General features: G+C 42.2%; 6 protein-coding genes. 1 reads left to right on the top strand and 5 read right to left on the bottom strand.

From position 1 onward, the window contains the following. Positions 1-1,377 (bottom strand): endolytic transglycosylase MltG (mltG, locus tag WDZ40_02915; protein ID MEX0877786.1); only part of this gene is annotated, 1,377 nt, incomplete at its 3' end. A 129-nt stretch (positions 1,378-1,506) separates the two neighbouring features. On the opposite strand from mltG, the gene WDZ40_02910 reads away from it, so the two are divergent. After that, a complete protein-coding gene (locus WDZ40_02910) occupies positions 1,507-2,022 on the top strand; it encodes a plastocyanin/azurin family copper-binding protein (GenBank protein MEX0877785.1) in 516 nt (171 codons plus the stop codon). Between the two features lie 70 nt (positions 2,023-2,092). Here the strand turns inward: WDZ40_02910 and WDZ40_02905 are convergent, their stop codons facing one another. The 4 genes from WDZ40_02905 to prfB all read right to left on the bottom strand — a co-directional run bounded on the left by WDZ40_02905 (position 2,093) and on the right by prfB (position 6,135). Continuing rightward, positions 2,093-3,094, bottom strand: coding sequence for a DUF5671 domain-containing protein (locus WDZ40_02905; GenBank protein MEX0877784.1), 1,002 nt, complete (start codon positions 3,092-3,094; stop codon positions 2,093-2,095). A gap of 44 nt (positions 3,095-3,138) precedes the next feature. After that, positions 3,139-4,044 (bottom strand): permease-like cell division protein FtsX, encoded by a 906-nt coding sequence (locus WDZ40_02900; protein MEX0877783.1) that lies wholly within the window; start codon positions 4,042-4,044, stop codon positions 3,139-3,141. A 227-nt stretch (positions 4,045-4,271) separates the two neighbouring features. Beyond that, positions 4,272-4,955: an ATP-binding cassette domain-containing protein gene (locus WDZ40_02895; GenBank protein ID MEX0877782.1), complete on the bottom strand. Its 684-nt coding sequence runs from the start codon at positions 4,953-4,955 to the stop codon at positions 4,272-4,274. Positions 4,956-5,046: 91 nt separating this feature from the next. Next, entirely contained in the window at positions 5,047-6,135 is a 1,089-nt protein-coding gene (prfB, locus tag WDZ40_02890) for a peptide chain release factor 2 (protein ID MEX0877781.1), read from the bottom strand. Positions 6,136-6,276: the final 141 nt, after the last annotated feature.

Below are 6,276 nucleotides of genomic sequence, written 5' to 3'. Positions count from 1 at the left end.
ATTATTGAGATGTCCCTGATAAGTGGCAGAGCAATATATCTGCCCCTTAGCATGTATAAAGAAAATACAGTCTGTTTTTTGCGGACTAAGTACCGCGTCTATCGCGACCATGCCGGGATTAGCTATGGGGTGGGGAGTCACGCCTTTGTACAGATAAGTATTAAACAACGAATCCACTTTGCGATCCGAAGACTTAATGGGCGCCCACCAGCCGCCCTCTTTTGTATTAACCGCGTACTGTATGGTTACATCCACCTGAAATGCCATGTCCTGCGCGACACGATTCCATAAAATTCCCGCGACCAGACCCGCGTCCTCAAAGCCTGATGCCTCTCTCTGTACTATGGATGCCAAAGTTAAAGCGTCCTGCCAGCCAATGTTGTGCTCTGCCGAAAATGCCTCAACATATCCCGCGAATCTTTTGTTAAAATTATTTACCATGCGGGTTGCAGCCTGTATGGGCCCCTCGGTGCGCGGAAAAAGATAGGTATCGGGAAAATAAACTCCCTCTTTGTAATCTTCCGCGTTCTCGTATGTTTTGTAGTCCAGCTTCTGATAAGCCGTACCCCAACTTGCCCGCTGTACAGCTGTCCAGTTCAACCTGCTTGCCAGCAAATCCCCTATCTGTTCCTTTCTGTACCCCTCGGGGATGGTTACCCAGACCATAAAGGGCTCGTTGGAAAGAATTGAGGCGATTTCATCTTCTCCCATTTCCGCCGAAAGATAGTAGCCACCCGGAGCAACTGTGCCTAGTTTATTGGAAAAAACGCCTGTGTCCGCAATAAACCCTTCCAGCTTAAGTTTTTCCAAAATACTTTCTTTTGTATCGTTTAGGTAAACGGTAAAATGCTCTCTTGAGTACACACTTTTATCGTAAGCTATCGCTTCTCCCTCAGAATAAAAATCGGGTGAGGCTTCAATATGGTTTATATGGTAAAGAGCACGCCAATCAAAACCCATATATTCAAACTCGGCGGCTGTTAAATTAAGCCAGTACCTCTCCCCTGTGTCACTTTCGGGCGCGGAAGATGTTCTGTATATTTTTGGATTAGCAACAGAGCCGTCAGCGTTTACCTCTATAACCAGATCGGAATCGGTAAATGTATCTAAGACTTCTTGGGATGTCTCTTTTATATCACTCCAATTTAAATGACCGTAGGAATCAAAAATAGCGGGATTTAAGATAAGGCGTTTAAATTTTGTAATATTTGCGGAGCTCTCTTCAACTATTTTTACTATATAAACATCGGGGCTGTCCGGGGTTTTTATAAGGTCGCCGTCTTTTATCGCCTGCGCGTTTGCTGGGTGCAAACTAAAAAAGAAAAACACACCTATAAAAATAAGTGCCGAGCTTGTTTTTTTATAACTATTTTGCATACCAATGCATTATACTCTTAAGATACCTAAAAACTCAATATTGCCCGAAAAATTGAAAAAGTATACAATACAAGCAGTACTTAAGCTGTGCCATAAAGGCACATTTTTATAAACTAAACTAATATTTTTATGAAAAACATCTTAATAACGTTCGGAGTTCTCGTTGTTCTTGTTGGTGCCTACTTTCTCTTTGGTATTAAGGGAGAAGACGCAACACTAACAGAGAATACAGCCGAAACCAGCGAAGAAGAAATGATGGCAGAGGATGCCACAGAAGAGGAGATGATGGATGGCGATATGATAGAAGATACTACGCCCGCAGATGAAACAACAGAAGAACCTACTGCTCCGGATACAGAAGAACCCACAGCTGTTAAAGTGTTTGAACTGGAAGGAAACAACTTTAGATTCTCTAAAAATGAGATAAGAGTAAACAAGGGCGACACAGTAAGAATAGTCCTAACCAGCGCTGACATGCCCCACAACTGGGTTGTTGATGAACTGGGAGTAAGAACAGATATAGTAAGCCCGGGAGAGCAGGACACAATAGAGTTTGTGGCCGAGAAGGCGGGAACATTTGAGTACTACTGCTCGGTTGGAAACCACAGAGCACTGGGTATGATAGGAACACTTATAGTGGAATAACAATCACTTTCTGCAAAACAAAAACCCCCGTTTAAACGGGGGTTTTTTTATATATTGTATTTCTTAAGTTCTAAAGAGGTATCTCTCTTATGCCAGATGTATCTTTGCTGTAAAGCTCGGGGTCTATTTCGCGCTCAAAACATACACGCCCCGCGCCATGAGCCCAGTTATCAAACTCTTCCCTTCCCGGGATAAGTTTTGTGGGGTATCTCTCGTAAACTCCCACATTGGAAGAGCTTTCACTGTTGAAAGTAGCGCAAAGCTCAAATTCCAGTTCCCCCAACACGCTGTACTCATACATTTCGCCGGTCTGCGGGTCAAGTGGAGCGCTGTATCCTGAAATAGAATCTTTAAGTTCACTTAAATCGTTTGGCAATCTATCCTTATCCTGCCAAAAAGAAACAACCTGCCACTGTATTGAACTTAGGTCGTTTACCTTGCGCTCGTCAAAACGGCGTAAACGCTCGGACTGCGGAGAGCCCGCCAATACAAAGCCCGCTACAACAGTAATTCCTACAATAGCTATTACTGCCTGCTCCATCCACTTCATGGCACTATTGTCTGCGCCTCCGCGCTCTCTAAGCTGCCACAAGTAATACCTGAAGATTAGTCCGGCTATAAGTAAAATTACGGCTACTTTTAAAAGAAACTGTACAGTCAAATCCCCGGAAAGATATCGATTTACCAATGCTATGAGATCTCCGATAATAAGAAGCGCTGCCGCAAAAAGAGTAAAACTTAAAAGCCACTTTCTTACTCTCATCTCTCCTTTTTCAGGAACCTCCCTAACCTCACGCTTTAAAACCCTGCTTACCCAGACAAAAATCGGAAAAACTATAACTAACATCGCTAAAGAAAACCGCAAAGCTCCGCGCGCGGGAGAATATGACCCGTAGTTGGTAAGCGGGTCGGGGAAGTAAATATTAATATACTGAAAAAGAAGCGTACCGAATGATATGGCGCTCATATAAAGCGTTATCATTGCCAATAACTGAAAAAACACATCCCGGGGACCGGTACCGCTTGGAACCTGCGGGGATGAGTCCATTTTTTGAGAATCTTTATTATTCATATTTTTGAGTCCTCTTTTTAATAAATTTAACGGAGGACTACTATTTAAATTCTAAGATAACGGCGAACGGCCATCCAGGAAGATGTCATACCAATAGCTATTCCCGAACCTATTATAAGTGCAACAAATGTCCATGTGTTTTGGATTAAATAGCCGTACAAATCTATATCAGCAAAAATAAGAGACAAACGGGAATGGGCAAACCTTGTGGCGCCAAAAAACGCACCAATTACAAGTAGTCCTGAAAGAAGCCCGTACAGAGCGCCTGTTACAACAAAGGGTGTGCGTACAAACCAGTTTGAACCTCCGACAAGTTTCATTATATGTATCTCGTCCCGCGCTGTGTAAATTGCAAGACGTATTGTATTAAATGTAACAAATACAACCAAAACTCCCAGGATTATTGTAAATATAAATCCCGCACGCGTTACGTTGTCTGATATTTGGCTAATACTGCTTATAACTTTTTCATTCTCACGGAAATTTATACTGTCCACCAGATTGGCAGAAGATGAATTTTCGAGAAACTCTACAACTGTAACAAACTGATCCGGATCGTGAACTTTAATATTTATTGAGGCCTGAAGCGGATTGGTGTCTAATTCATTAAGGGAGTCTAAAAGTACGGAGTTATTCTCGTGACGATTCGTAAACACATCAAGAGCATCGTCCTGAGATACATAACGCACCTCTTTTACATCATTCCTGTTTTCAAGTTGGCTTTTTACAGCAAGTATATCTTTTTCTACCGCGTCTTGTTTAAAGTAAACACTGACATCAACCTTATCCTGAAGACCTGCCACAAAAGTATTTAAAGAGGCGTCAAACAAAAACAACCCTCCAACAACAGCAAGGGCTGTAAACATCATAAAAAGCGTGGCCACAGATAACCATAAATTCCTGTAAAAATTTTTCCAACTATTTCGGACTATCCGCCAAAAATTAATCATAGTTTTGTCCCGATACCACCCGAATCTTTGATTCGCTTGCGGTATCGTGGATCCTCGACGCTATAACAAAATCAAAGATTTTGATAGCGTCGGGATTTGCTTCGCCTCACAATCACACGACATGAAACATGAAACATTTTTGAAGCAGCGAAGCTGCTTGGTCTTTTGTTTCATGTTTAGGATTTTGCTTCGCAAAATCCGTCTGTTTCAAGTTTCATGAAGTGAGCCTACTTTATCTTATATCTTCCCTCTTTTTCATCACTTATTATCTGCCCATCATGTAAGGTTATAACTCGCTTTTTTAAAGAGTTTATTACCGCCTCGTCATGTGTTGCCAGTATTATTGCCGTGCCAAGCTTGTTTATCTTAAGAAGTAAGTTTGTAATTTCCCATGTATGTATCGGGTCTAAATTTCCGGTTGGCTCATCTGCGGCAAGTACTTCGGGGCGCTGCACCAAAGCGCGTGCCATTGCAACTCTTTGTTTTTCACCGCCCGAAAGTTCATGTGGAAAACGCTGTTCTTTCCCGCCTAAGCCAACTACACCCAAGGCTTGGGGTACGTCTTCTTTTATTTCCCGTGTAGAACGTCCGGCAGCTTCCATGGCAAAGGCAACATTCTCAAATACATTCTTAGATGGCAGAAGTCTGAAATCCTGAAATACAGAGGCTACCTTTCTGCGATAAAGAGGAAGTTCGGAATTATGAAATGTACTTATATCTATTCCCTGAAAAAATATTTTGCCTTCACTGGGCTGATATTCCCGAAGTAAAAGTCTCAAAATTGTGCTTTTACCGGCGCCGCTTCTACCCACAAGAGATACGAACTCCCCCTCTTCAATACGGAAAGAAGCGCCTTCCAGCGCGACAACATCTTTAGGATATTTTTTTGATACTTCCTGAAAAATTAACATAGTTTAGGTTTTAGGTTCTAGGTTCTAGGTTTTAGAATTTTTTCTCTAATGCCTAGCCTCCTAACACCTTTTTTGCTTACTTCATTATACACTATTCCCTCAATTTCTTCACCTCTTCGTCTATGAAATCGCTAAGGTTTCCGCCAAGTACAGAATCTACATTTGAAGTTTCTACATCTGTCCTGTGATCTTTTACCATCTGGTACGGATGCAGCACATAAGAACGTATCTGATTACCCCACTCCGCAGAAATATTATCTCCTTTAAGCTCTTTAAGTTCTTTTTTTCTCTCCTTCTGTTTTACCACAAACAACTTAGAACGCAACATCTCCAAGGCCCTGTCCTTGTTAAGCCCCTGAAGACGCTCGCTCTGGCTTGAAGCTGTAATTCCTGTGGGAATATGGGTTACGCGCACCGCGCTATCTCGTTTATTTACATATTGGCCACCGGGTCCAGAGGAACGAAAAGTATCTATGCGCAAATCGGATTCGGGAATTTCAAACTCTTCCAGTTTCTGAAGTTTAGGCACCACCTCAACCAAGGCAAAAGATGTGTGGCGCAACTTTTGGGACGAATACGGAGATATTCTTACAAGACGATGTACTCCATTCTCATATTTCAAAAATCCATACGCATACTTGCCTCTTGCTTCAAGAGTAGCCTCTTTTATGCCTTTTTCCTCTCCGCGGGACTCATCGTGAAGAGTTGCTGTATATCCGGAATTTTCCAAATAACGCTGGTACATACGCAAAAGCATTTCCGCCCAATCCTGCGCATCTAAACCGCCCGCGCCGGCATAAATTGTTATAAAAGCGTCACTTTTATCGTAAGGACCTGAAAGAAATATGCGAAACTCTTCTTTTGTATACTTTTTTTCAAGCTCTTGTGTCCTTTGGGTAATTTCTTTTTTAATATCGGAATCGTGCTCTGAAATAGATGCAAGCTGTTCCAACTCCTCCACTTCACTTTTCATATCCTCCCAAAAACCCACCTCCTCTTCCAGGTCGGCAAGTTTTTTACTTGCTTCTGCCGCATGTTCGGGATTATCCCAAAAACCAGGCTCACGAGCCTCGGCCTTAAGACCTTCTATTTCAGCTTTTAATCTGGAAAAATCAAGACGCTCCTCAACTTCCAGGATTTTATTTCTAAGTTGTTCTAAGTTTTCTTTTATTTCTTTCATGAGCCACCTCGCGGATTTATTTTGCTGGAGCCAGGAGCGGGATTCGAACTTGCCCCCTAATTAACAACTGAAATACGCTTTAGAAACACAGGAATGAGTCAGATTCACGAAGCGAGGGTGAAGGAGTAGTTTATACTACTT

This window comes from Candidatus Spechtbacterales bacterium (genome assembly GCA_040879145.1).
Classification (GTDB): domain Bacteria; phylum Patescibacteriota; class Minisyncoccia; order Spechtbacterales; family 2-12-FULL-38-22; genus JAWVZY01.
This window is presented reverse-complemented; position numbering and strand designations above follow the sequence as displayed.

Bases quoted from the DNA above. Each gene is read 5' to 3' on its own strand.
- WDZ40_02910 (MEX0877785.1), top strand. From the start codon at position 1,507: ATGAAAAACATCTTAATAACGTTCGGAGTTCTCGTTGTTCTTGTTGGT.
- WDZ40_02905 (MEX0877784.1), bottom strand. From the start codon at position 3,094: ATGAATAATAAAGATTCTCAAAAAATGGACTCATCCCCGCAGGTTCCA.
- WDZ40_02900 (MEX0877783.1), bottom strand. From the start codon at position 4,044: ATGATTAATTTTTGGCGGATAGTCCGAAATAGTTGGAAAAATTTTTAC.
- WDZ40_02895 (MEX0877782.1), bottom strand. From the start codon at position 4,955: ATGTTAATTTTTCAGGAAGTATCAAAAAAATATCCTAAAGATGTTGTC.
- prfB (MEX0877781.1), bottom strand. From the start codon at position 6,135: ATGAAAGAAATAAAAGAAAACTTAGAACAACTTAGAAATAAAATCCTG.